Annotated in this window: 21 protein-coding genes and 1 pseudogene; 4 read left to right on the top strand and 18 right to left on the bottom strand. The window is 62.0% G+C overall.

Going from position 1 to position 23,412, the window contains the following annotated elements; translation table 11 throughout:
• Positions 1-57: 57 nt before the first annotated feature.
• The 13 genes from ACTJLB_RS27760 to ACTJLB_RS27700 form a co-directional block, all read right to left on the bottom strand.
• Positions 58-1,401: a c-type cytochrome gene (locus tag ACTJLB_RS27760; protein ID WP_408422423.1), complete on the bottom strand. Its 1,344-nt coding sequence runs from the start codon at positions 1,399-1,401 to the stop codon at positions 58-60.
• Positions 1,402-1,406: 5 nt separating this feature from the next.
• Positions 1,407-1,907 (bottom strand): hypothetical protein, encoded by a 501-nt coding sequence (locus ACTJLB_RS27755; protein ID WP_408422426.1) that lies wholly within the window; start codon positions 1,905-1,907, stop codon positions 1,407-1,409.
• A gap of 10 nt (positions 1,908-1,917) precedes the next feature.
• On the bottom strand, positions 1,918-2,517 hold the full coding sequence (locus ACTJLB_RS27750; RefSeq protein WP_408422429.1) for a cytochrome c oxidase subunit 3: 600 nt from the start codon (positions 2,515-2,517) through the stop codon (positions 1,918-1,920).
• Positions 2,510-4,501 (bottom strand): cytochrome c oxidase subunit I, encoded by a 1,992-nt coding sequence (gene ctaD / locus ACTJLB_RS27745; protein WP_408422431.1) that lies wholly within the window; start codon positions 4,499-4,501, stop codon positions 2,510-2,512. Before ctaD ends, ACTJLB_RS27750 begins: the two co-directional genes overlap by 8 nt.
• Positions 4,502-4,527: 26 nt before the next feature.
• The gene (gene coxB, locus ACTJLB_RS27740) at positions 4,528-5,553 is read right to left on the bottom strand and encodes a cytochrome c oxidase subunit II (RefSeq protein ID WP_408422434.1); all 1,026 of its coding nucleotides are present in this window, start codon (positions 5,551-5,553) and stop codon (positions 4,528-4,530) included.
• Positions 5,538-7,196, bottom strand: a complete 1,659-nt coding sequence (locus ACTJLB_RS27735) for a GMC family oxidoreductase (protein ID WP_408422437.1) — start codon at positions 7,194-7,196, stop codon at positions 5,538-5,540. Before ACTJLB_RS27735 ends, coxB begins: the two co-directional genes overlap by 16 nt.
• On the bottom strand, positions 7,186-7,851 hold the full coding sequence (locus ACTJLB_RS27730; protein ID WP_408422439.1) for a gluconate 2-dehydrogenase subunit 3 family protein: 666 nt from the start codon (positions 7,849-7,851) through the stop codon (positions 7,186-7,188). Before ACTJLB_RS27730 ends, ACTJLB_RS27735 begins: the two co-directional genes overlap by 11 nt.
• On the bottom strand, positions 7,844-8,794 hold the full coding sequence (locus tag ACTJLB_RS27725) for a hypothetical protein (RefSeq protein WP_408422442.1): 951 nt from the start codon (positions 8,792-8,794) through the stop codon (positions 7,844-7,846). Before ACTJLB_RS27725 ends, ACTJLB_RS27730 begins: the two co-directional genes overlap by 8 nt.
• 22 nt (positions 8,795-8,816) lie before the next feature.
• Complete coding sequence (locus ACTJLB_RS27720; protein ID WP_408422445.1) at positions 8,817-9,944, bottom strand: enolase C-terminal domain-like protein; 1,128 nt, start codon at positions 9,942-9,944, stop codon at positions 8,817-8,819.
• Positions 9,928-11,763: a thiamine pyrophosphate-requiring protein gene (locus ACTJLB_RS27715; protein ID WP_408422447.1), complete on the bottom strand. Its 1,836-nt coding sequence runs from the start codon at positions 11,761-11,763 to the stop codon at positions 9,928-9,930. The genes ACTJLB_RS27720 and ACTJLB_RS27715 overlap by 17 nt, the downstream gene beginning before the upstream one ends.
• A gap of 367 nt (positions 11,764-12,130) precedes the next feature.
• Complete coding sequence (locus ACTJLB_RS27710; RefSeq protein ID WP_408422450.1) at positions 12,131-14,278, bottom strand: amylo-alpha-1,6-glucosidase; 2,148 nt, start codon at positions 14,276-14,278, stop codon at positions 12,131-12,133.
• A 341-nt stretch (positions 14,279-14,619) separates the two neighbouring features.
• Positions 14,620-15,327, bottom strand: coding sequence for a succinate dehydrogenase/fumarate reductase iron-sulfur subunit (locus ACTJLB_RS27705; protein ID WP_408422451.1), 708 nt, complete (start codon positions 15,325-15,327; stop codon positions 14,620-14,622).
• Between the two features lie 343 nt (positions 15,328-15,670).
• On the bottom strand, positions 15,671-15,871 hold the full coding sequence (locus ACTJLB_RS27700; RefSeq protein WP_408422453.1) for a copper chaperone: 201 nt from the start codon (positions 15,869-15,871) through the stop codon (positions 15,671-15,673).
• Positions 15,872-16,183: 312 nt separating this feature from the next.
• On the opposite strand from ACTJLB_RS27700, the gene ACTJLB_RS27695 reads away from it, so the two are divergent.
• The 4 genes and pseudogenes from ACTJLB_RS27695 to ACTJLB_RS27680 form a co-directional block, all read left to right on the top strand.
• Positions 16,184-16,399: a DUF2945 domain-containing protein gene (locus ACTJLB_RS27695; protein WP_408422456.1), complete on the top strand. Its 216-nt coding sequence runs from the start codon at positions 16,184-16,186 to the stop codon at positions 16,397-16,399.
• A 223-nt stretch (positions 16,400-16,622) separates the two neighbouring features.
• Positions 16,623-16,769: a hypothetical protein gene (locus ACTJLB_RS27690; RefSeq protein ID WP_408422458.1), complete on the top strand. Its 147-nt coding sequence runs from the start codon at positions 16,623-16,625 to the stop codon at positions 16,767-16,769.
• 39 nt (positions 16,770-16,808) lie between these two features.
• Positions 16,809-18,542 carry a molybdopterin-dependent oxidoreductase gene (locus tag ACTJLB_RS27685; protein WP_408422460.1) on the top strand — a complete coding sequence of 578 codons (1,734 nt, stop codon included), beginning with the start codon at positions 16,809-16,811 and terminating at the stop codon, positions 18,540-18,542.
• A gap of 203 nt (positions 18,543-18,745) precedes the next feature.
• Positions 18,746-19,052, top strand: a pseudogene (locus tag ACTJLB_RS27680) (LysR family transcriptional regulator); the annotation flags it as partial.
• Positions 19,053-19,431: 379 nt separating this feature from the next.
• Here the strand turns inward: ACTJLB_RS27680 and ACTJLB_RS27675 are convergent.
• The 5 genes from ACTJLB_RS27675 to ACTJLB_RS27655 form a co-directional block, all read right to left on the bottom strand.
• On the bottom strand, positions 19,432-19,992 hold the full coding sequence (locus ACTJLB_RS27675) for a hypothetical protein (RefSeq protein WP_408422463.1): 561 nt from the start codon (positions 19,990-19,992) through the stop codon (positions 19,432-19,434).
• Entirely contained in the window at positions 19,989-20,186 is a 198-nt protein-coding gene (locus ACTJLB_RS27670) for a hypothetical protein (RefSeq protein ID WP_408422465.1), read from the bottom strand. The genes ACTJLB_RS27675 and ACTJLB_RS27670 overlap by 4 nt, the downstream gene beginning before the upstream one ends.
• Before the next feature lie 263 nt (positions 20,187-20,449).
• A complete protein-coding gene (locus ACTJLB_RS27665) occupies positions 20,450-21,628 on the bottom strand; it encodes a hypothetical protein (protein WP_408422468.1) in 1,179 nt (392 codons plus the stop codon).
• A 455-nt stretch (positions 21,629-22,083) separates the two neighbouring features.
• Complete coding sequence (locus ACTJLB_RS27660) at positions 22,084-22,587, bottom strand: hypothetical protein (protein WP_408422470.1); 504 nt, start codon at positions 22,585-22,587, stop codon at positions 22,084-22,086.
• Positions 22,588-22,599: 12 nt separating this feature from the next.
• Positions 22,600-23,079, bottom strand: a complete 480-nt coding sequence (locus tag ACTJLB_RS27655; protein ID WP_408422473.1) for an AAA family ATPase — start codon at positions 23,077-23,079, stop codon at positions 22,600-22,602.
• Between the last annotated feature and the right edge of the window lie 333 nt (positions 23,080-23,412).

The raw sequence follows: 23,412 nt of genomic DNA, 5'->3' as shown, positions 1-23,412 counted from the left end.
ATTTTCTGCCTCGTCTGTGCGGGTAGCTATTCGACTGCCGCGAATATCATCCTAGATTCATTTCTTCTTGAGCTTGCCGCGCATCACCGAGACCTCGCGCGTCGCAACCGGTGCTGCCTCGTTACCCCAGGTCGTGCGCACAAAGCTCAACACGCTGGCGATTTCGGTGTCGGTGAACTGATTCTCGAACGCCGGCATCTTTCGATGCGTCGGTCCATTCTGCGTCTGCGGACTACTGCCGCCCTCGAGCACAAGCCGGATCAGCGACGACGTGTCAGGCGCCAGGACTACGGGGTTGCCCGCCAGTGCCGGGAATTTTTGTGAGTCACCGTGCCCGTTGGCCTGATGACACTTCGCGCAGAACGACATATAAAGCCCGGCGCCCGGACGTTCGACATCGCCAGTCTTCAACGATACTGCTGTCTCCTGCGCTTTCTTGGAGTTCGGGGTGAAAGCGCCCGACGCTTCGCGCGCAGGCAGGCTCTTCAGATAATGCGCGATTGAGTCCAGATCATCGTCGTTGAAATATTGCGCGCTATCTTCGACCACCTGCACCATGCTGCCAAACGTCACCACGTGCACATCGACGCCGTGACCGGACCTGAGGAACGAAGCGATGTCGCGCGGCGACAGCCGCCCAAGTCCCGAACCCGGATCGCCCGTCAGGTTCGGCGCGAACCAGTGATCGTTGGTGCCGCCCGTCAGGTACAGCCTTGACGACTCGTCGTAGCCGCGCTCCTCGAAGCCGGGGCCCCTTGGCGTGTGGCACGCTCCGCAGTGGCCGAGCGACTGCACGATATAGGCGCCCCGGTTCCACTGCACGTCGTGCCTGTCGTCCGGGGTGAAGCGCCCGTGCCGCACGAATGCCAGATCCCAGAAAAACAGGCCCCAGCGCTGGCTGAACGGGAACGGCAGTTTCGTTTCGGGCGGGCGATGGTTGACCGGCTGCACGCCATGCATGAAGTACGCGTACAGCGCACGCATATCTGCGTCGCTGATCTTCGTGAACGACGCATACGGCATGGCCGGGTAGAGCCGCTTGCCGCCGGGTGCCACGCCGTCACGCAACGCGTGCTCAAAGTCCGCATAGCTGTAGTGGCCTATCCCGGTTTGTGGGTCCGGCGAGATGTTGGTCGAATAGATTGTGCCGAAGGGCGAGCCCATCGCGAGGCCACCGGCAAATGGCGCGCCCTGCTTCGGCACGGTATGGCAGCCGGCGCAGTCACCGAGCTTCGCCAGATATTCGCCGCGTGAAATCAGCGTCGGGTCCGTCGACCCAACCACGTTCCCGGCATCAGGCGCACCCATCTGCGCAAAGGTGTGGCCAGACATGCCCAACACGGTCGCCCCGATCAAGACGGCGAAGGTGGCGCAAACGGCGCGCGGCGAGATCAGGTCCATGTCGGTCACCGCCACGCGCTGCACGGTGAGACGAGAAGGACCGCCAAACCGGTCGCGACCAGCCCGACGAGAAAGAGCAGGCTGAGAATAAGCCCGGCCATCGCGAGAAAACGTGTTCGTCCAACCGCTGCGTCGGATGCAGGCGGAGCGGGATCCGGACGTGCGGCGCGCGTCATTCGCCAGCCTCGCCACGCGACCCACACGGCCGCGACGCCGATCAGCAGTGCGACGACACTTGTCACGTCCAGCACCGGCATCAGCCACGACCACTGGGGCGCCGCCAGCGCACTCCGATGCGGGAAACATGCCTGGGCAGCCAGCGTTTCACCGATTTCCGTCTGCAACACCCACGCTGCCGCCGCCCCCAACATGCCGAACAGCATCATCAGCGCCCCGCCGCGCCGTCGCCGGGGACCCTGGCGTGCGGGCTTGTCGCCGGAAACTGGATGCGCTGCCGCCGGGGCTGTCCCCCCGGGCGCTTTTTGATAACTCACTGCGGCGAACATCTTCGCCCTCCTAGAAAAGAAAAGGCGTGACGTATAGCGTCGTGAAGATAAAGAGCCACACGACGTCGACAAAATGCCAGTACAGGCCGCCGATTCTCAGCGCGGCGCAACGCTTTTCGTCGAAGTAGCCCAGGGCCGTCCAGGTCAGCAGAGCCGCTAACACGACGAGCCCGACAAGCACGTGAATTACGTGAAAGCCGGTGATCGTGAAGTACAGCGATCCGTACTGGTGCGTCGCGATGCCGTAGGGGTGGTCGTGCCACTCCTTCATCTGGATGCCGACGAAAACGATCCCCAGCACGATCGCAAACGCCATCGACGCAACCGCCCAGCGGATCCTGCGTCGGCGCACGAGGCGCTCGCACAGCCACACGAACACGCTACTCGAGAGCAGAACGCCAGTGTTGAGTGCGCCGATGCCGATCTTCGGCAGTCCTTCGGGCGGCCAGTGCAGCTCGGTCTGCGAGCCAAGGTACAGATACGAGAAGATCAGATAGCCGAATAGCGACGCCTCCGTGGCGACCGTGGCCATCATGCCCCACCAGCCGCTCGACAACTTGCCCGCGCTACCCACCGGCAGGATCAGGTCACTATCGATCAGCTCACTCATGGCGGCCTCCCGCATCCTGCACGGGCTGCGGTTCCCGCTGTATCAGCAGCCGTTCGGGCCATAGCCAGAGCAGCATCGCCGCGCCGCATGCCGTCACCATGAATCCCGCGAAGATCCAGGCGTGCAGCAACATTGCCACGAACAGCAGCGCACTGAACAACCCGAGCAGGAACGGGGCGTAGGAGTCTGACGGCATCTTGAGAATGATGTCGGGTCTCGCATCGAGCGATGTCGTGCCCAGCGCCTCACGTCCATGGTCAAGCACGAACCCTTCATCGAGCTGTGAGTGAGCGCCCTCCCCGATCCGGTCTTCCCACAGCGGATTACGGCTCGCCACGACGGGCACCACGGCGAAATTGTAGGGCGGCGGCGGCGACGGCACCGACCATTCGAGCGACGCGCCGTCCCACGGATTGTCGCCCGCTGGCTCGCCGCGCCGCAGGCTCACTGCCACGTCGATCAGAAAGATCAGAATGCCAAGGGCGAACACGAACGAGCCGATCGTTGTGATCATGTTGGTCGCATCCCATCCCATGTTCGCCGGGTACGTATAGATCCGGCGCGGCATGCCCAGCAGACCCGAAATGTGCATCGGGAAAAAGCCGACATTAAAGCCGATAAAGGTGACCCAGAACGAGAGCTTGCCCAGCCTCTCACTGGTCATCCGCCCGGTGAACTTCGGAAACCAGTAGTAGATGCCACCCAGCACGGGAAATACGTTGATGCCGAGCAGCACGTAGTGCAGGTGCGCAACGACGAAATAGGTGTCGGTGAGTTGCCAGTCAAATGGCACCGCAGCTGTCATCACACCGGAAACCCCGCCAATCACGAACATCAGCACGAAGCCCGCGAAAAACAGGAACGGTACGCGGTAGACCGGACGTCCAAGCCAGATCGTTGCAATCCACGCGAAGGTGGCAACCGCGCTCGGGATCGAGATGAGCGTGCTGGCGGCGCCAAAGAACGCCAGCGCGAGCGGCGCAATCCCTGTCGCGAACATGTGATGGATCCAGACGACGAAGCCGATCATCATCGTTGCGACAGTGGAGATCGCGACGGGCGTATAGCCCACGAGCGGCCGGCGGCAAAAAGTCGGCAGCGCATCGGACACGATGCCCATCGCCGGCAACACGACGACGTACACCCACGGATGGGCGAAAATCCAGAACATGTGCTGCCACAACATCGGTCTGCCGCCGTTAGCGACATCGAAGAAGTGCGTGCCGAGCTGCCGGTCGAGCCACAACATGAGGAACGCAAGACTGACCGATGGGATTGCAACCAGATTGGCCGCCGACGCAGTCAGCGTGCCCCACACGAGAATTGGCAGCCGGTCGATCGACATTCCAGGAGCGCGCATGCGCAGCAGCGTGACGACGAAGTTGACGGATCCAACCGTTGTCGAGACACCGAGCAGCACCATGCCGAGCGCGTAGACGTCAACGTTCGGCCCGGTGTTGTATTCGAGACTTGAGAGCGGCACATAGTTGAACCAGCCGGCATCAGGTGCCTGACCGAGCGGAAAACTCGCATACAGAAAGAGGCCCGCAAAGAGGAAGACCCAGAATGAAAGTGCGTTAAGGCGTGGAAATGCCATGTCGCGCGCGCCGAGCACGAGTGGCCACAGATAGTTCGAAAATCCCGACAGCACCGGCAACGCGTACAGGAAAATCATCGTTATGCCGTGCATCGTGAACAGCTGGTTGTACTGCTCCGGCGACAGCAGATGTGAGTTCGGCCGCGCAAGCTGGACGCGCATCACGAGCGCCTCAATTCCACCTGCGATTAGAAAGATGAACGCGCTCACGATGTAGCGCATGCCGATCCGCTTATGGTCCACGGTCGAGAGCCACCCGCGCCAGCCGGGTTCGCTTTCCCATAGTTCACGCAGACGCTGCTCGCGCTCCGAACCTTGCGGAAGACGGCCGATTTCCGGCCGGCGGGCGAGCCGGAGGTCGGGCGGATTGGGTGCGATGTCGGCCATGTTCTTCCTTGTCGGGTAGCGTTGCGCTAGTGCAGCGTCGCGAGATAGGCCGATAGCGCAGTGGCATCCTGGACGCTCAGCGCAATGCTGGGCATCAGCGAATCCGGCTTGATCTGTTGTGCGTGCAGGACCCAGTCGAGCAGGTGCTCCGGGGTATTCGTCAACGTGCCCGCAGCGAGCTGCCCACGCGAGCCCACATGGGTGAGGTCCGGCGCCTGCACACCGGCGGCGTCGCTACCCCGTATCGTATGGCAACCGGCGCAGCGATCCATGAAGATCTTCTGGCCGGTTCGCACCTGGCCGTCGATCGGGGCCGGCGCCTGACGGACCTGCGCGTCGCGCCATGCATCGAAATCCGCCTGCTGCTGCGCAACGACGTCGAACGCCATGTGCGCATGCTGTGCGCCGCAGAACTGCGTGCACTGACCACGGTAGACGCCCGGCACATCCGCCTGGATCCATTGCGTGTTGACCTGCCCCGGAATGGCCTGGGTCTTGCCGGCAAGACGCGGTACCCAGAACGCGTGGATCACGTCCGCGCTCCTGAGTCCGATCCTGACCGGCACACCCACCGGGATGTGAATTTCGTTGGCTGTCACGACGTGATGCGCCGGATCGGAGTCGTCTCCATAGTCGATCTTCCACCACCAGTCGTACGCGGTGACCGTGATCGTCATGCCCGGTGCTGTCAATGGCTGTGCGACTGCCTGCAACGTGACAAGCGTGTAGAAGAGCGACACCAGCAATGCCAGCGTCGACACGCCGACGCCGATGTAGATCCATCCCATTCCACCCTCCTCCTTGCCCAGCGCGCGCGGCTCGGCCGCGGGACGACGCCGCACAAGCGCGCACGCCAGCAGGGCAGCAATGATGGCGACAACCGCGACGCACATTGCAGTCAGGCCCCAGCCGAGATGCATCGTCGGCGTCGCCGCAGGTCCGGCAGAATGCCGGAGATATCCGAGCGGCGCGTCGGCGTGCGCCAGCGGCGACACGAAAGGCACCGCCAGGAGGGAGAGCCTGCAGCCCCTCGGGATCAGCGCGAGGCGCATGACAGCTCCCCGCGCGCGGCGAGCGCTTCGATACGATCTGCGGTCCGGCAGGCAATCGCCTGAATCGTCAGCGAAGGATTGACGCCGCCTACGGTCGGAAACACCGAACCATCGCAGATCCACAGATTGGGGATGTCCCAGCTGCGGCAGTCCCCATTGACCACACTCGTGCGCGGATCATCGCCCATCCGCGCGGTGCCGTTCAGATGACAGGTATCGTTCTCCTGATTCCAGATTTCGCGCGCGCCCGCGGCTTGCAGGTGCCGCCCCATGAAGTCGAGCGCATGTCTCACGAGGCGCGTGTCGTTGTCGCATAGCGAATAGGTGACGCGGGCGATCGGCAGGCCATACTGGTCTTTCTCGTCAGCAAGGGTGACGCGGTTTCGCTCCTGCGGCAGGGTCTCGCCTACAATTTTCAGCCCCACCTGATGGTTGTATTTTTCCATCTCATGAAGCAGCGCATCGCCCCACAGGCCGCGACCGTTCTGCGTCGACGCCCATGCAGCCGGAAGCGCCCCCTGGCTCATGTAACAATATCCGCCGAAGAAGTCCTTGCCCGTGTCGGTGTAGTTCCAGTGCTCGGTCAGGGCGAGCGAGGGCGGCCCCTTGTACCAGCGGATCTCTTCGTCCATCACGCCCCATGCCGCCTGGTTGGTCTGCACCATCAGGTTCTTGCCGACCAGTCCCGAGCTGTTCGCAAGGCCGTCCGGAAACGCCGCGTTGGCGGACATCAGGAGCAGGCGCGGCGTCTCGATCGCGTAGCCCGCGACCACCACGTTACGCGCCTGCTGGAACTGCCACACGCCATCGCGCACGTAGTGCACGCCGCTCGCGTGTCCAGCGTCGTCCGTTTCGACACGGCCGACCATGGCCAGATCGCGGATCTCGGCACCCGCCTGCACCGCCCATGGAATCCAGGTCACCAGCGCGCTCTGCTTCGCATTCGTTGAGCAGCCCGTCACGCAAAACCCGCGATAAACGCACTGATGTGATTCGCCACGCGGCGCCGACACCGTGGCGAGGGGCGTCGGTGTCCAGTCGATACCCAACGCCTCGGCCCCGCGCGCCAGCACCAGCGCCGCGGCGTTCAATTCGTGGGCGCGATAGGGGTACCGTGGACGCTTTGGACCCCATGGATAATTTACAGGGCCCGAGATTTTTAACGCCTCTTCGACCTGTGCGTAGTAGTGCCACATCTCGCGCCAGTCCAACGGCCAATCCGCGCCGTAGCCGAGCGTCGTACGCGCCTTGAACCATTCGGGCCGAAAGCGCAGCGACACCATCGCAAAGTGGACGGTGCTGCCGCCGACCGCCTTGCCGCTGTTATTGTTGCCAAGGCGCAGCGGCGTTTCACCGTCGACGATGCGCTCATCGGTCCAATAGACTTTCTCCTGATGCGTCTCGTCCGAGGCAAACTCTTCGAGCGGCCGCCACCAGGCGCCGGCGTCAAAGGCCACAACCGAAAAGCCCTTTTGAGCCAGCCGGCACGCTAGCGTGCCGCCGCCCGCACCCGTACCGACGATGACAAAGTCGACGGCCTCGTTCTGCGGATATTCGCGCATCGGCAGCCACCCACCGACGCGGTGCACATCAGGTGCCCGGCCATCCTTGCCGCGAGGCGTATGCAAGGCGTCATCGAACACGTTCGTTCTCCTTGCGGGCGTTCTCTTCATCACCCGGCGTGGCTTCGACCGCTTCCCAGGGGTCGCGTCTGCCCGGCACCAGCCGCACATAGCCGCGCGGACTCGCAGGGCCGCCGAAACCGATCTCACTCCACGAGGCCGGATGCGAGTAGTACGCGCCGCAAATGTCGTGCAGAACCCGATCCGCGAAGAACAGTTGCGGCGGCATATCGCGCCAGGCGGCATCGGTCAGCTCGCCTTTCTGCATTTTCGTAATGAGGGCGTCCTGCTCGCCGCAGTCGAGCTGATGAAACAGCACGTTGTAACGCGCCTGCGCTTCAGCATCGAGTGCCGCAAGACCACGCTGCCACGCGACGCGGGGCGGCGGCAGCCGCGCATCGCGATAGCCGTCGCCCTGATCGCGTTGCAGGCGCGCGTCGACCAGCGCCGCGACCGGCACGGGCGGTCGGTCTGCAGGCTGGGGGACGACGCGCCCGCAGAGCGCGTCCAGCGTGCGCCATGCGGCCTCGTCGATAAACGCCGGCTCGCGCCGGACCGCCAGCCGCGCGTCGACCACACGACGGGTCGTTTCGTCCCACGACGGCGTGTGGCGTTTGCGCAGCACGTCGTAGCCGGGATAGCGCGCAGCGCGCGGGACAGGCTTTTGATCAGTCATCCGCTTCCCCTTCCCTCAAACCAAGCGCCGCGAGACCCGCCAGCGCGAGCGCCGTGAAGCCTGGTGGCGCCGGCAGCGGTGGCCCGCTGAAAATGTTTTGTGACCAGTTGCGCCAGCCGCCCATGTTGCGTGCGACCCCGAACGTGTGAAACCCGACGCCCGCAAAGCCGAGCAGCGCGGTACAGCGAAGCCAGAACCGGGTGAACCAGCGCTCCGGCTGCGGTGTGGCAAGTGCGGCATGGGCGAGCACCGCGGCGGCGATTGGCGGAATCGCAACCGGCGCGTACATGGCGGGATTGTGAAACGCGCCTCTGAAATGCAGCAGCGCAGCTTCGCCGACCGTACCGATCAGCCCGGCACTGGCGAGCAGGGCAAGCGCGCGGCCGGCAGGCATGCCATACAGGCGCGGATCGCGCTCGGGCTCGTCGCGCAACCGCTCAGCCGCCGCGCCGAGTGCGCCGGAGAGCAGCATCGCGATCGGCGCGCCAATCGGCGCCGCGTAAAACAGGTTGCCCCACCCAAGTCCGCCGGGTCGCTTCAGTATGTTGTAGATATGAAAGCCATTGCCGATCACGCCAGTCGCGGCGGCCGTCAGATAGATGGCGTCACGTACACGGTGGGCAGCCGGGTTACTGTCCCTGCCACCGTGCACGCCCGCGCCGAGCGATAGCAGCGACACAACAAGCGGCGTGTACATTGCACGGTTCTCGAACGAGCCTCGATAGTGTTCCATTCCGCTGTCCGCAAGTACCGATAGCGCCAGCAGCGCGGAACTGCGGTTCAGCTTTTTTGCAGCGTCGAGATGCGCCGGGACGTCGGCGCCGGTCACGTGCGAGCGTCCCGCATGCCGGGGCGCTGCACCGGTACGCGTCAGCGCGACGGTTGCACCCAGCGCCGCAGCCGCACTCACGATTCCCAGCCCGATCATTTCCGCCTTGTGCATGGCCAATCCTTCAATGGGCGCTTCAATGGGCACGATACTGCTGCGCATCCGCGTGTTTGAATTCGAGCCCGCAGCCCGGTCGTGAGAGGTCGGGGGTAATCACACCACCGCGCGGTGTAGGTGCGCCGTCGAACAGCATGCGCTCGATGCGCACGTGGTCATGAAACCACTCCTGATGCCGCAGGCGCGGCACCGCGCAGGCAACGTGCAGATGCAAAGCCGGCGCGCAGTGCGCAGACAACGCAACGTGATGAGCGTCCGCCAGATGTGCTGCCTGCAGGAAGCCCGTGATGCCACCGCACCGGCTTGCGTCGGCCTGCAGCACGTCCACCGCACCGGCTTCGAGCATGCCGCGGAAGTAATCGGCGGTGTATCCATATTCGCCGGCTGCCACCTCCATGTCGTGCGGTACCAGGTCACGCAACCGGCGCAGCCCTTCGAGGTCATCGGATGACACCGGCTCCTCGAACCAGCTGACCTGTTGTTCGCCGAATACCGCGGCAAGGGCGACTGCCTGCTTAACGTCGAGTGCACCGTTCGCGTCGACGAAAAGGCCGCGCTCGCCAATCGCTGCGCGCGCAACTTCGACCCGATGCGGATCACGCGCGGGATCGGAGCCAATCTTCATCTTCACCCAGCGACATCCGTCGTCGGCAACCCAGCGCGAGAACTGCTCGCGCACATCGTCGTCCGTGTACGTGGTAAAGCCCCCACTGCCGTAGATCGGCACAGCGTCGCGCAGCCGGCCGAGCAGCCGTGCAAGCGGCAGGTCGAGCAGCTTCGCCTTCAGATCCCACAGCGCGCAGTCGACCGCGGAGATTGCGGTCGCGGCGAGGCCCTCTCGTCCGAGATTGCGCACGCTGCGCTGCATCGCCAGCCACGCGCCGGGTATATCGAACGCGTCGCGCTGTTCGATGGCCTTCGCCAGCATATGCTCGATCAGCGGCACCAGGGACGCACTCGCATAGGTATAGCCGAGCCCTGTCTGGCCGCCCGCGCCGACCTCGACGACAACCAGCGTCGTCGAGTCCCAGGCGATGGTGCCGTCCGCTTCGGGCTTGTCGGTCGGGATGGTGTACGCCTGCGCCCTTATCTGTCCGAGCGGCGCGCCGGCTTCATGATCGGCCATCGTATCAACCCTTCTTCTCATCGGACTTGTCGTGACCCTCGTCGTGATCCTTGTGCCCGTGCGGCAGCACCGCGCTCAGCACCTGTTTCACGGCGCCCATCAGCATGCCGCTTTCCTGCGGATCGCCCTTGATGAGCGTTTCCGCGAAGGCCCTGGCTTCCTTCAGCGTGATATGCGGCGGCAGCGGTGGAACGTTGGGGTCCGACTTCACCTCGAGCACCACGGGACGATCCGCTGCGAGCGCTTCTTCCCACGCCGCGCCGAGACGCTCGGGGTCGTCGACGTAAATGCCCTTCAGTCCAATCAGTTCCGCAAACTTGTGATACGGCACATTGGGAATCTGCTGCGATGCATTGAACTTGGGGTCGCCCTCCATCACGCGCTGTTCCCACGTCACCTGATTCAGATCCTCATTGTTCAGCACCATGCAGATCCAGTGCGGACTCGACCATTGCTTCCAGTACTTCGAAACCGTGATCAGTTCGGCCATGTTGTTCATCTGCATGGCGCCGTCGCCAACGAGCGCAATCACCGGCCGGTCCGGATAGGCAAACTTCGCAGCGATTGCATATGGCACTGCGGCGCCCATCGACGCGAGGCCGCCGGATAGCGAGCACATCATGCCGCGACGGATCTTCAGATCGCGCGCATACCAGTTGGCGCATGAACCCGAGTCACTCGTAATGATTGCGCGTTCGGGCAGACGCGGGGAAAGCTCCCACATCACGCGCTGCGGGTTCACGTACGTTTCGGCCTTTTCCATCGCCCGCGCTTCGAGCGTCTTCCACCACTCGCTTACCCAGGTTTCAATCTTCTTGCGCCATAGACGGTCGGTTTTTTCCTGCAGCAGCGGCAGGAGCGCCTTTAACGTATCGACGCTGTCGCCGACCAGATTGACCTCCATCGGATAGCGCAGGCTCAGCATGTCCGCCTTCACGTCGATCTGCACGCCGCGCGCCTGCCCTTCTTTCGGCAGGAATTCGGAATAGGGAAAACCGGAACCGATCATCAGCAGCGTGTCGCACTCCGTCATCATGTCCCAGCTCGGCTTCGTGCCAAGCATGCCAATCGAGCCCGTGACCCACGGGAGCTCGTCGGGCAACGCCGCCTTGCCAAGGAGTGCCTTCGCGACCCCGGCGCCGAGTTTGTCTGCCAGCGCGATTACTTCGTCGGTGGCGTGCAGGGCGCCCGCGCCGACGAGGATCGCGATCTTTTCGCCCGCATTCAGCACGTCGGCCGCACGACGCAGATCGTCATCCTTTGGCACCACCATGGGCGCCGAGTACCCAATACCCGAATGAACTGTGCCGTGCTGGCGTGGCGGGTCCTGATAAGGCTCGTCCTGAAGGTCATTAGGTAGCACGATCGCGGTCACGCGTCGTTCGGATAGCGCGGTGCGGATTGCGCGGTCGACAAGATGCCGCACCTGTGGCGGCACGCTCGCCTGCTGCACGAATGCGCCGGCCACGTCCTTGAACAGCGAAGGCAGATCGAGTTCCTGCTGATAATGGCCGCCGAGCGACGCACGCGCCTGCTGGCCGGCGATGGCAAGCACCGGCATGTGATCCATGCGGGCGTCATAGAGGCCGGTGACGAGGTGCGAGGCGCCGGGACCCGAGGTCGCAAGACATACGCCAAGTTCCCCGGTGAATTTCGCATGCGCGGAGGCCATGAAAGCGGCCATCTCTTCGTGCCGGACCTGAATGAACTCGATCTTTCCGTCGGCTCGGTTCAACGCGCCCAGGATGCCGTTGATGCCGTCCCCGGGGTAGCCGTAGATGCGCCTGATGCCCCATTGATGCAGGCGCTCGACAAGGAAATCGCTGACCGTCTCACTCATCTTTGTTCTCCTGCTCGGCCTTGGGCCGACTGGCAAGCGGTTGTCTGCTCACATCTGCGTCGCGCGTCCTGATCTGAGCTTTCAGTATGAAAATAATGTCACGACGTGATGTATCGCAAAAACCTTGCCCGTGTGTGCCGCCCCCTGCATGTCGAGCGCCGCTGCCCGATAGCACAGGACTACGCAAGCCGATTGCAATGGGAGTAACTACTGGGAGAACTTTGAAATAGTCGTGTAAAGCTGTCGAACCATGTAACTTCGACATCACGGGCACTGACCGAACCGATCGTCTGTTGCCGCCACCCTGCTTTCGGGCCGCCGCCTTAGGGACGGCCGGGATCTTCGGGATTACCTTTCAGCAAATCGCTCACAACACGTTCGCTTCGCGTCGTGCGATCCAGGCCGGGTCGCCCCGCAGAACCTCGAACTGTGTCATATCGTCAGTCCGCCAGAAGCGGATATCGAATACCTGCTTGCCGACGCGCAGATTCCTGAGCGTCAGATCGCTCAGCCAGCCAGGCAGTATGGGGTCGATGTAGAGCCTTTTGTGAGGCGCATCGGGCTGGAGCCCAAGGACCGCGTGCAACATCGAGAAGACCGATCCCGCTGCCCAGGCCTGCGGCACATTCGCGCCTGGATACTGGACAGGAAAATTCGCTTCGTCCCGGTAGAGGCCCGCGTAGAGCTCGGGCAACTGGTTCAGTGCGAAAAAGCCCCCGGCCGCACACACGTCATGGGCAATCCGGGCTGCCTCTTCGGAATAACCATAGCGCTTGAATCCCTGCGCAATGAGACCGTTGTCATGCGGCCAGACCGCTCCATTCTGATAAGAGTGGGGGTTGTAGGCGGGATGATTCGCCGACAGCGTGCGGATGCCCCACCCGCTCCACATGTCCGGCTGCATCAGCCGCGCCACGACGCGTCCGGCACGTTCGGGCGGTACGATCCCGGACCACAGACAATGACCAGGATTGGATGCGACGCTCATGACCTTTCTCTTCTCGCCGTCGAGTGCGAATGCGTAAAAGCCCGCGTCCTCGTCCCAGAAGGCGTCATTAAACCGGGTGAAGAGCGCAGCGGCTTTCGTCCGCATGGCAGTCGCCCGGACGGTGTCGCCCAACGCATCGTAGATTTGCGCCATTCGCAGCCACGCATCGTAGACGTAGCCCTGCAACTCACAAAGCGCTTTGGGGCCCTTCACGAGCGTCCCATCCGGATACACCAGCGCATCGCCGGAGTCCTTCCAGCCTTGATTTTCAAGACCCTCGGACGAGCGCGTGGCGTATTCCTGAAAGCCATCGCCGTCGCGGTCGCCGTACCGGTCGATCCACTCAAGGCAGCGCTCCGCGGTCGGCAGATGACGTCTGAGCAATTCTGGATCGCCGGTGCAGCACCAGGCAGTATGCAGCGTGATGAGATAGAGAGGGGTCGCGTCCGCTGTCCCGTAGTAAGGTGTATGGGGCACCAGCTTTAGCCTGGCTAACTCCCCCAGACGGAGTTCGTGCATGATTTTTCCCGGCTCCGCATCGCGATAGTCATCGCACTTCGTCGCCTGCCAGACTCCCAGCACATCCAGCGTCCCACGCGCAAAATCCGGATAGACGAGCGACGTTTGCAGCGAGGCAATCAGGCTGTCACGTCCAAAAAGCGCCACGAACCACGGCAGTCCGGCGGCCGGCACGATTTGAGTGCGGCGAGCGCCGCGAACGGGCAGACGCAGTGCCGCAAAATCGTCAGTTGCCTGGCGAAACAAACGCCGGAATCCGTCGTTGCTGCTTTCAAGCTTGAGTACTTCGCTACGCCAGTCTGCCAGCGGCGTGCCGTCCTCCTGCGTGTCGCCGCCCCCTCGGGCGCACCCGTGCGGCGCAGGATAGCTCGTATGACCATCCGAGAGGTCGTAGGTAAGACAACCATGCCAGCGGGCGCCTGGCGCAAGTTCAACGTCGAAGGTGAGTCGGCCGTTTGCGTACACCGCCTGTGCGTCGCTGACCCGGACGGTCAGCGCTACCGCACGGAAGAAGTCCCTGTTACGGTAAGCGGTGGTGAGGCACTGCTTACGCGCGGACCATTTCGTGATGATGTGTCCACGTCGGACAAAGTGACCAGACTTGACCTCGAAGATATCGGCAAAATCGCTGCGCACCGCAATTTCGAGGTTGAAGCGCACCTTCGATAGACCGTAATTGACCAGATCGACATCCTCATGCAAGCCGCCGCCTATATGACGACTGAGCACGAGCCCGATCGTATGCGGCGCGATCGCGCCAGCCTCGGTGACAAGTTCGCGATTTGCTAAAAATATGGCTGCACTGACCGAAGTAGTCGTGCCGCCATTGAGCAGATCCCATGGCTCTCCGTTTGCATAGACAGTCCAGTTGCTGATCACCCGGGTGTCGTAGAAGTACAGCCCTTTATGGCTCGGCCCCTTGATCTGCCCATCCGGTTCGGTCAGAAGGACGGCGTGTCCCTGATGGATCGCGAGTTGTGGCGGCCCAACCTTGATCTCCAGCGACATATCGCGCTCCCGGCGCATGCGTAGCCCCTCCATAGCACCATTCATACCAACTACCCGGCAACGCGGCGCGACATCCGACGGCATCGGTGATCCGGCGCCCGCACCTCACGCAATACCATGCCATTACGGACTGCCGCCCGTTCCCTGGACGCCGAGCGTCGAACCTGGCCTGCCCGGTCTGCCCTCGCAATGGGGCAGTTAGTCCGGTGTTCGCTGCTGCTGACAACTGCCACACGAGGGAATCCGGGCAGGCGATCCGCTTGTGGTCGTGTAGGCCGGACGCTACCTTCGGTTAAATGCCTTCTGCACAAGCCCCGCATGCCGAAGAGGCGCACCTGGCATTACACCGCGCGGCGCGTGAGCATCGATCTGATCTGGCCGATTGCATACGCGGGGTTCAGGTTTTTCGGGCAAATGTCGGTGCAGTTCAGAATGGTGCGGCAACGAAAGAGCCGGTAGGGGTCCTCGAGGTTATCGAGCCGCGCCTGCGTGGCCATGTCGCGCGAATCCACGATGAACCGGTAGGCCTGCAGCAGGCCAGCCGGTCCGACGTACTTGTCCGGATTCCACCAGTACGACGGACACGCCGTTGAACAGCACGCGCACAGGATGCACTCGTAGAGGCCGTCGAGCTGGTCACGTTCTTCGGGACTTTGCAGGCGCTCCCGTTCCGGCGGAGGCGTATCGTTGATCAGATACGGCATCACCGAGTGATACTGGTTAAAGAACGACGTCATATCGACGATCAGGTCACGGATTACTGGCAAGCCGGGCAATGGCCGCAGGCCAATCCGCGATGGCAGGTCGTTCATGTTGATCTGGCATGCAAGACCGTTCCTGCCGTTGATATTGATGGCGTCGGACCCGCAGATGCCTTCGCGGCATGAGCGCCGGAGCGAAATCGATTCGTCGACCGACTTCAACCTGACAAGGACGTCCAGCAGCATCCGGTCGTGTGGATCGATGTCAACCTCGAACGACTGCATGTAAGGTCTGGCATCTTTGTCCGGGTCATACCGGAAGATCTCGATCACCCGTCTGTCACTCATCATGGACCTCCGGTTCATGTTCCTTGGCCGTAAGCCGGCGACGCTGCTCATGGGGCGGCATTCCACAGCCACGAATCAATTGCGAACCACTACGGCGGGCGCTCGAGAAATTAACAACAGACCGGCAGCGTTCGCTGATCCCGGTAATCCGGTACGGGCGGCTGCACAATGAAGCTTGTGCTTCCGGCTCTGTAACTCAGCCCGCGAACAAACCTTACCTTGTACTGGCCTTCGTTGCGCATCGGAGCTGCCTCCTCCGCCGTCATAACCAGCTGGGTCTGTTCGAACCGCTCGTCCACGGGACGTTCAGCGCTCACAAGAAAACACCCGTCCGGATGCCAGGTCAGCCTTCGCTGATTTTCAGCATATATCCTGCGTCCTCGAACGCAATCAGGAATTCCTCCGCAAGCAGCCACGAGTCAATCTTTATGATTATGGTATCGACGTCGACATCGACTTTCGCGTCTGGGTCAACCGCACCAATGGCCCGGGCAAGCGTCTGTGCGTCGGCTTCGCCCGTCATGCGCTCCGCTTCGAATTTCATATGTTGGATTTCCATGTGTTGCTCCCTAGTGCGGCAATCGCACTATCACCGACGGCAGGCCGCGCCTATGCACGACGCGGTGCGCAGCGCTGCCTCCGACGATGAACTTGCCTGGCCCCGCCGGATGTGCATGACACATTTCTCTTGTGCGGTGAAATTCCTGGGAATTCCATTGAATTTAAACTATGTCACAACATGATCTATATTGAAATACACCGGCGTACCATGAGAATGCGCTGTTGAGCGCGCGGCAGCCTTCGCGCAACCTGACATCGACACACTGCACGCAGCACCGAACGGAGGGCACCCGTCATGACGACAAGATTCAAGGTTGGCGATCACGTGACCTGGAACTCGGAGGCCGGCCATGTCAATGGCAAGATCATCAAGGTGCATACGAAAGATACCGACTACAAGGGGTACACCCATCACGCCAGCGTGGCCGATCCACAATACGAGATCAGGAGTGACAAGACCGACCATATCGCGATGCACAAAGGTCGCGCGCTGAAAAAATTGCATTCCTGAGCGACGTTGACTGCTACCGTACAGACGGGCCGCTAACAAATGTGGAACGCTGCCGCTGTGTCCATTGGCCCTTCAGGGATCGCTCCCGCTTCTTTCCCTTGAGGCATCCACGCGCGTACAGGGAACGGGCGCAACAGAACAGGACGGTTGTGACAGGACAGTAGATGCCACAACGCATTTCGCCCTGTCCCGTGCATTGTCCGGCGATCGACGGAGGATACCCATGCATATTCCCCCAAGCATCTGGCAGCATCCAATCCGCTCGACGCTGGTTGTCTTTCCGATCGGTCTCTGGATTTTTTCCCGGGTCTGCGACGTCATCCGTCTGACCGGCGGCCCCGGAGATACAAAGCCGCTGACCCGCGACTAACGCAACCATCGGGTCGTGCGAGTGCGAAGAGGAGATGGGATGGAACGCGTTCGGCCGGAAGTCCCGCATGATCCCGCGGAGGCAGATCTCAGCCCCGCGGACGATCGGGTTCGCCTGAATCACTGGCTACCTCCGCAGGCAGGTGTGGTGCCCAGTATCCGCATCGGTCAAAGCTGGATCAACGTGTTGTGGGCATTGCCGCTCGTCTTCGTGCTGCTCGTTATCGGCGTGGCCGTCGCACAGGCATTGCGGCAAGTCCCGGCGGTGCAGGAATTCCTCGTGCGCTACCCGGGCATTCCCCCCTCCGTGGCGGCCGTTACCACGGGATTCCCCGCATGGCTCAGACTGCAGCATTTCCTGAACCTGTTTTTTATGGCGTTCATCATTCGCGCAGGACTCCAGATTCTCGCCGATCATCCGCGGCTGTACTGGAAACGCGACTGCACGCCCGGCACGGAATGGTTTCGCTTCCAGAAGGCCGTGCCGACCGGCCGCGTGTGGACCGCGAAGGACGATTCGGTCACGCTCCCTGGTTGGCTCGGAATTCCTGGAATCCGTCACTCCATCGGCCTCGCCAGATGGTGGCATTTTTCGATCACATTGCTCTGGATGATTAACGGCATCGTCTTCTACGTGCTGCTGTTCACGACCGGCCAGTGGCTGCGGCTGGTGCCGACGACCTGGGAGGTGATCCCCAACGCAGCCTCGACCGCCCTGCAGTACCTGTCGCTCACATTTCCCGCCGATCACAGCTGGCTGCGCTACAACAGCCTGCAACAGATCACCTATTTCATTACCGTGTTCATCGCGGCGCCCACCTCCATCCTGACCGGCTTCATGCAGAGCCCGGCGATTTCCAACCGGCTCGGCTGGGTCGGCCGGGCGTTGAACCGGCAGCGCGCGCGCTCGATCCATTTCATCGCACTGTGCTGGTTCCTGTTCTACATCCTCGCGCACGTGACGCTGGTGTTCATCACCGGAGCCCGGGTGAATCTGAACATGATGTTCGCGGGCGTGAACGGCGACTCCTGGAGCGGCGTGCTGGTCTTCGTCCCGGCGATGGCCCTCGTGGCCGTCACCTGGTGGCTGGCGTCGCCGTTCACGCTTCGTCATGCGCGTCTGGTTCAGCGGATCGGGGCGTTCCTGGCCCGGCCATTCAATAGCGTGACGCAGTGGTGGGACCCGACGAGCCAGCTCACCGAACAGGACATCTCGCCGTACTTCTGGCCCAACGGGACGATGCCGGCATCGGCCGGGTTCGATCACCTCGTGAAAGATGGCTTTGCGCATTACCGGCTGAGAATCGATGGGCTGGTCGAAAAGCCGGTAGAGCTCTCATACGCCGAGCTGAAAGCGATGCCGAAGCAGGAACAGATCACCACGCATTTCTGCATTCAGGGATGGTCCGGCGTCGCCAGATGGGGCGGCGTTCCGATGCATCATCTCCTCGATCTGGTGAAGCCGACCGCCGATGCCCGCTACGCGGTGTTCTATTCACTGGCCGATGGCGGCGACGGCGGGCGCTACTACGACGTGCACAGCATCGCCAACATGCGGCACGAATTGACGATCCTCGCCTACGAGATGAACGGCGCACCGCTCAGCGTGCTGCATGGGGCACCGTTACGGCTGCGGTGCGAGAACGAACTCGGCTTCAAGATGGTCAAGTGGATTGCTGCCATTGAGTTCGTGCACGATTTCGCCGACCTCGGCGCGGGTCAAGGCGGCTACAACGAGGATCACGAGTTCTACGGCTACCGCGTGCCGATCTAAGCTGCTTCTCAGATGAAAACGAACATCGCGTGACGCCATTGATGACGGCGTTTCCGAACAGCGCCCTGATCGGGGCGATCGACGTGAGGTCGAGCGCGAGATCCACCACCGTCGCCAACACGATGCTCTCCTAGAACCGTTTCGCCAGGTGCCGTTCTAGGGCGAGGCGGTTTTTCCACTACAAGGCGCCGGCCATAGCGTAGGCCGTATTCATGCCGCGCAGCGTCGCCCCGGGAAAACGCGATCCGCAGTGTTGAACAGGCGATGATCACCTACCGGACCTCGTATGAGAGCCCGAGCCTGTTGGGCCTTCTCAGCATGGTCGAAGCAGGATTCGCGGCGGCACCGCTCGCGCGCTGCGCGGATCCCGCTCACCTGAGCTTGCCCGGCCATACGCAGGGTTTGCCCGAAATCTCCGCGCTGGAGGTCGTACTTGTGCCGAGCGCCAAATCGAAGCGGCCGCCATGCGACTTTCTCGCCGAAAAGATCATGTCCGAACTGCGACGTTGATCGCACAGAGCGGCACGTTGATACCACTCGCTTTAACCGCAAACAATGGCGATGCGAACGTGGCGTGCCGGAGTGGGCCGACCCAGCGGCTGTGCCCGACTTGCGGGTGCGGCGCCGTGCACGGTCATGCCGCCCTCCTTCGCCCAGATGGGAGGCGCGAAGATTCGCCGTATGTAGCAAGCGTCCCTCAACGGCACCTTCTGGACCTGACAGCGCGACCTTGCGGTCGTCATGGCGAGCGAAGAAAGTATAGCCGGGCTCGATCACAGCCAGCGTGTTATTGAGTCTCTTAATCTTGAAACTTCAGTTTCCTTCAAACTGTGCTTAACCTTTCCAGTCCGGTGTCGACCAGCAGCTTCTTCAGTTCCGGCACGCAGGATCAGCAGTTGCCGCCGGCCTCAGGCACAGGGTAATTTCCCCCGCGATCTTCAGCCCTTGCTGACAGGTCGCGCCAACTCTCGGTGCGCATTTCTACGCGCCGCGCAAGTTCGCCGCGCGCCGCGGCCAGCGCTGCCTCGGTCTCCTTGCGGACCGCAACTAGCGCACGCAGTTGTCGGTTCCGTTCGAGCAGTTGCTTGTGCGTCGCGCGTAGCGACAGATGCGCTATGACCCGCGGCATCTCCTCCTCGACGCACAACGGCATGGCCACATCGGCGACGCCGACGACCGGAAAACCCTCGCCCCAGTCTTCGTTGCCCACGTGCAAAGTCGTGAAGACGACGGCAATTTCGCCCGTGCACTCGCCACACTTTAAAGGCGGACAGGTCTCGAGCCCGTAGACACGCGGCACCATCACATCGAAAGGGATGCGATCGGACTGCGAGACGGTCGCACACTCGCGCACCTCGATACCGCCGTGCTCGACAAGCACGCGAATCCCACCCGTTTCAAGACTGTCGACACCCGCGGGGTGCGCGAAGGGAATTGCAAGATCGCTCATGACGCCGTGTTCCCTTCGAGACGGACCTCCTCAACGTCGACACCTTGTTGCGCAGAGGCCACACCGATTTCGCCGACAAACTCGGAGAAACCAGCGACGACCTGCATCACCTCGGGTATCGCGTTGCCCACGCGCCCTACCGAAACGGAGCACGCTTCAATCGGGTCAACCGACACATCAATCAGCACCTTCATCTGAAACCGCGCGACGAACAATTGAAATCCTGTGCCGGCCGATTTCTCCTGCGGTTGCTTCGCACATTGACGTGACCTACGCGCTCCGGCGTCCCTCCAGGGGATTTTCAGTTTCTGCGGCGTAACCTGTAGACGTTCCCGCTCTCGCGGCCCGGCCAGCGGAACCGTGACAGAGTGCGTGGAGAAGTCTTTTCAATTCAACGCCAGCTTCGTCATTATTCTGTGGCACCGAATAAGACCGGTGTACTTGTCAGCGCAACGTCTCACTCTGCATCGGAAGCCGTCAACATCGCCAGGACCATTGCCGTAAGACCGACGTCGCGCCGATGATTCGTCAGTGGCGAACTAACTGGTCGCACGGAAATGTCCGGTCGCGCGTCACGTTTTGCGACAGGCGTGGGAAAGTTTTCCGGCGCTTGAGCGTCATGAAGGTTCGCGAAATGATGTCTGTAGTGCACCGCTCGTGCCTGTAGTTCCTCTATGGATGCGAGCTGTCGTGGTCGCGTCGGAGCGATCTCCATCCTGTACTGCTTCCGGTCAGACTCTGCGTCCAGCACAACCCACTCCCGCTCCGGATAATCGACCGCTGGAAACGGCATCCATAAAGGTCCTGATCGCGCGTCTCCGTCGTTGGCCGCATCAAGGTAGCAGGAAAAACTGTCGAGACAGGCCAGTGCAAAAACACGCAGGATTGTCCAGCGCTCCAACGACGGGGTCCATCCGGGCAAACCAACTGGCGCGAAGAGCGAAAGCCAGACAAGAACACCAAGCAGCCCATGTTCGCATCGGCCGAACAGATGCGCCGGTACGCCAACGCCCTCCCATTTTGCCCGCGATCGCAGAACCGTCTGCGCAACCGGACAGAACGGTGTCGTTGTACATGCATCGAGCCGCCAGGTGAGATAGCGGCCAGCGGTATAGACGCACCTGCGATGCCTTCGCACGACATGGCGTATGAGATATCGCCGGATCGCCTTATAACACGCGATGGCTTCCGGCAGCAGATCATCGGGCGCGCCTATCGCCTGCGAAGGGTACAAATCTCCGACGCGCTTACAACGACGGTCAACATCTGTTTCTACCGAATCGAGAGCGAAAGCCACCGGATGGACCAGCGCGTTCGAAACCCCTTCAGTCTGCCCCTGCACGACACGCGCGCAGAAACCGCCGGGCCCATCCGCTCCGCTGGCCCTTGGCGGCGCCGAAGCCAGCCAGGCCTCGCAGATGTCCGGCTGACCTAAGTCAACCAACAGTCGCCGGAGATTCGATGAACGGCGGCCGAACCAATCCCGTGCAAGACCTTGCGCGACCTTGCACCGGTACGCAGGCGATATCCGGGTCGCGGGATCTCCTGCCGCGCCGGGCGAGCGCACCCAGTTGTGCCCGCACGACGGACAACATAGGGGCAGCCGGAAATTGCATGCCTGCAGCCGGTAGGTCATCAAGGCCCCGCCACATTGGGTGCAACGGTCCCGGAGTGGACTGCCGTGAACCGGGCATGTCTTGCACCCGTCAGACTGAAAGACGGTGAGGTGAATGCCGCGCGCCGCACACTGCACGCACCACATCAATTGTTGCGATCCGGCACTCCGCGAGACGTCGCTAACCGGCAGAAAGGCAGCCGCAACGTCGCAAAGCGGAATGCACATCAGATCGGACATCCGGAGTAGATCGAACTGACGCATGTCACGCAGATCAATGCCGTGCTTCAAAGTCAAGCGGCTCGGCTCTCGTAAGAAGAGTTCCGCCAATGCTGTACACGACTACGCGTTCAATTGCTGGAACCTGGCAAACAGCATAAACGCAGACTGCCCTGGCAGATTCCAGTCGTCGCGCCAGCACCATTCACCGGCTTGCCAGGCGTCGGCGCTGGGGAGCAGAATTTCGAAGCGACTTCTCATAGTCCAGCGGATACGTCGTCAACAAATACGATGCGCAAATCTTCCAGTGCCGCAACGTAGTTCGATTCGTCTACCGCTTGCGCCCACAATGCCGGGCTGAGCGCAAAATCCATCGCGTCGCGGTTCATGTTCTCGACGAGCGCGATCTCGACAGTGCGCGCGACGTACTCCATCGGCACTTCCATCGTGAAATCAAACCGCGCGCGCCGATGCGCAGCGTCGAAAGCTTCCCACAACGCGAGGTGCTGCTTCGCCAGGCGGAAGCCGGTGTCGAACGCGCGTTGCAGAAGATAGCGCGTGTAAGGCCACTCACTGCTATCTGGAAAAGTTGACGTGTCGTAAGCGGCGAGCGACATTTTCAGATCGTCGGCGGCACGAAAGCCGTCGAAGCGCAGCTCATCGACCATGAAACGGGACACGATCTGCGAGGTGTCGACGCTCTGTCGGAACGAACTCTTGCGGTTCAGGATGCCAGGTTGACCGACCAGGAATGTGAACATCCGCACGCCCCGTCACTCGAGTTCGTCCTGCACGTCGCGCAGCCATTCGTAGTGTTCGAGCTCGAGCCGCTGCGCCTCGTCGACAAATACGATCAGTTTGTTGGCGGCGGAACGTTCGACCAGTTCGGCCAGCTTATGGTAGAGGCGTAGTCGGCGCTGCAACGCCGTACCGCTATCCGGGCGCCCATGTCGTGCCGCCTCCAGCAGCATGCCGAAAAACAGTGCCTCCGAGCGCGACGGATTGCGCGGCATGCCAATCGTCAGGATTGCCACGTGAGGCAACTCCAGATGCAGCAGCCGGACACAGTACCGGATCGCATAGGTCTTGCCCCAGCGAGTGTGCCCATAGATGACAGCGCCAGCGACGCCGCGCCGGATGCACTGACGCACGCGTGAGTACATCGCGGCGATTGCCGGGGTGGGCACCGTGTACGCCTGGTTCACGAGCGGATGCGCCGATGGATCAACGGGGCGTTTCAGCGAATCAGGCATCGTTCACCCGAAGGTAAAAATCTGCGTGAGCCACGGTGAGTCCCTCGTCTTTCGGGCAGGTGTTTCTGCCGCTCGCACTTCGCTTTTCACGGCTGGCGCCGCGTGAACGACATCGGACGGCGGTAGTGCCTGTGTTGGTTTCAGAATTACCGCTAGCGAATGTTCATAGGGCGCTAGCATGATCATTAATGACGCTAGCGTGTCTTGCACGCGCTTGGTAAGTCATTTCGGACATCGGGCGTACCCTTGAAGCAACAACATCACTTTCGTTAATGCGGGCGCTTCGCACAGTCGGATCGGCGCCGCGCACTATCATGCCCGAGGTTCGGAATA

This window comes from Paraburkholderia sp. 22098 (assembly GCF_052045935.1).
Taxonomy (GTDB): Bacteria; Pseudomonadota; Gammaproteobacteria; order Burkholderiales; family Burkholderiaceae; genus Paraburkholderia; species Paraburkholderia caledonica.
Note: the sequence above shows the minus strand (reverse complement) of the source record. Positions and strands in the feature narration are given on the sequence as shown.

Coding starts and splice junctions, on each gene's coding strand:
- ACTJLB_RS27760 (WP_408422423.1), bottom strand. CDS start 1,401: ATGGACCTGATCTCGCCGCGCGCCGTTTGCGCCACCTTCGCCGTCTTG.
- ACTJLB_RS27755 (WP_408422426.1), bottom strand. CDS start 1,907: ATGTTCGCCGCAGTGAGTTATCAAAAAGCGCCCGGGGGGACAGCCCCG.
- ACTJLB_RS27750 (WP_408422429.1), bottom strand. CDS start 2,517: ATGAGTGAGCTGATCGATAGTGACCTGATCCTGCCGGTGGGTAGCGCG.
- ctaD (WP_408422431.1), bottom strand. CDS start 4,501: ATGGCCGACATCGCACCCAATCCGCCCGACCTCCGGCTCGCCCGCCGG.
- coxB (WP_408422434.1), bottom strand. CDS start 5,553: ATGCGCCTCGCGCTGATCCCGAGGGGCTGCAGGCTCTCCCTCCTGGCG.
- ACTJLB_RS27730 (WP_408422439.1), bottom strand. CDS start 7,851: ATGACTGATCAAAAGCCTGTCCCGCGCGCTGCGCGCTATCCCGGCTAC.
- ACTJLB_RS27725 (WP_408422442.1), bottom strand. CDS start 8,794: ATGCACAAGGCGGAAATGATCGGGCTGGGAATCGTGAGTGCGGCTGCG.
- ACTJLB_RS27720 (WP_408422445.1), bottom strand. CDS start 9,944: ATGAGAAGAAGGGTTGATACGATGGCCGATCATGAAGCCGGCGCGCCG.
- ACTJLB_RS27715 (WP_408422447.1), bottom strand. CDS start 11,763: ATGAGTGAGACGGTCAGCGATTTCCTTGTCGAGCGCCTGCATCAATGG.
- ACTJLB_RS27710 (WP_408422450.1), bottom strand. CDS start 14,278: ATGTCGCTGGAGATCAAGGTTGGGCCGCCACAACTCGCGATCCATCAG.
- ACTJLB_RS27705 (WP_408422451.1), bottom strand. CDS start 15,327: ATGAGTGACAGACGGGTGATCGAGATCTTCCGGTATGACCCGGACAAA.
- ACTJLB_RS27700 (WP_408422453.1), bottom strand. CDS start 15,871: ATGAAATTCGAAGCGGAGCGCATGACGGGCGAAGCCGACGCACAGACG.
- ACTJLB_RS27695 (WP_408422456.1), top strand. CDS start 16,184: ATGACGACAAGATTCAAGGTTGGCGATCACGTGACCTGGAACTCGGAG.
- ACTJLB_RS27690 (WP_408422458.1), top strand. CDS start 16,623: ATGCATATTCCCCCAAGCATCTGGCAGCATCCAATCCGCTCGACGCTG.
- ACTJLB_RS27685 (WP_408422460.1), top strand. CDS start 16,809: ATGGAACGCGTTCGGCCGGAAGTCCCGCATGATCCCGCGGAGGCAGAT.
- ACTJLB_RS27675 (WP_408422463.1), bottom strand. CDS start 19,992: ATGAGCGATCTTGCAATTCCCTTCGCGCACCCCGCGGGTGTCGACAGT.
- ACTJLB_RS27670 (WP_408422465.1), bottom strand. CDS start 20,186: ATGAAGGTGCTGATTGATGTGTCGGTTGACCCGATTGAAGCGTGCTCC.
- ACTJLB_RS27665 (WP_408422468.1), bottom strand. CDS start 21,628: ATGACCTACCGGCTGCAGGCATGCAATTTCCGGCTGCCCCTATGTTGT.
- ACTJLB_RS27660 (WP_408422470.1), bottom strand. CDS start 22,587: ATGTTCACATTCCTGGTCGGTCAACCTGGCATCCTGAACCGCAAGAGT.
- ACTJLB_RS27655 (WP_408422473.1), bottom strand. CDS start 23,079: ATGCCTGATTCGCTGAAACGCCCCGTTGATCCATCGGCGCATCCGCTC.